1 protein-coding gene and 1 pseudogene are annotated in these 874 nt (G+C 44.3%); both read right to left on the bottom strand.

Annotated elements, in window-relative coordinates:
* Positions 1-642: pseudogene (locus IQR33_RS04930) on the bottom strand (CesT family type III secretion system chaperone); the annotation flags it as partial.
* Between the two features lie 9 nt (positions 643-651).
* A partial coding sequence (locus tag IQR33_RS04925) for a CesT family type III secretion system chaperone (RefSeq protein ID WP_193843559.1) occupies positions 652-874 on the bottom strand: 223 nt, incomplete at its 5' end.

Raw genomic sequence — 874 nt, 5'->3', positions numbered from 1 at the left:
TTGTTCTAACTGATGATGGTAAGCCTCAGCATCACCATTTACGGCCGCTTTGTGCAACTCTCTACCTGTAGAAATCAATAAGCCAACGCCAGGTAATGCCAAGTTAATAACGGCGTTCACACCAGAACCTTTTAGCTTTTCTTTGCCCATCTGCAGCAGTTCAGCAGCGAAGCCATCCATTTTTCCTGGATACTGGGCTTCTAAACTCACCTGCATACGCGGATCTTTGCTGATCGCATCAAACGTATTTTTAAGCTGCTGGTACGTATCGCTGCTCACTTTTATTTCATCCAATAGGCTGACAACTTCTAAGATTTTACGCTCAGTAAGTGGCTCACCGCGATAGCCTGAAGGACTCACTAGGGAGTAAGCCAACAGCGCAACCTCAGGTTTTTCTTGCTTAAGTAGCGCCTGCTTTAAATCAAGGTGAGTTTTGATGTTTTCTTGGAAAAACTTAGTGTATTTGCTTCTCAATACGCCTTCGTGAATAGAAGCAAACTTATGACCTTTGTGGAATGTGGAAGGTTCTTTTACTTCACCTCTTTTACTGATCACTCGATCATCTTTTTGCGCAGCAACTGCACGAAACTGTTCTAGATCAGGTACTGGGCTTTGGCTGATTTTTTGTGTTGTATTAACCATTTTTCTCTCCTACACACGAAGTGATTGAACATGAGCTTGTTCATGATTAGAGGTGGTTGGAATCGCTTGATCCAACATTGCGAAACGCGCTTGCCACAGCTCGGCCTGTTCAATAACTTCGTGAAACCAAGCGGTAAGGTTCGTCGTATTTAGATGCTCAACGGGTTTACGTCCTGCTAAGACAAGCTGTCGACCATTTGGAGCTAAAGCAAGTGCGAGGTTGCCACTACCA

The organism is Vibrio sp. OPT46, from assembly GCF_015163535.1.
Taxonomy (GTDB): Bacteria; Pseudomonadota; Gammaproteobacteria; order Enterobacterales; family Vibrionaceae; genus Vibrio; species Vibrio alginolyticus.
This window is presented reverse-complemented; position numbering and strand designations above follow the sequence as displayed.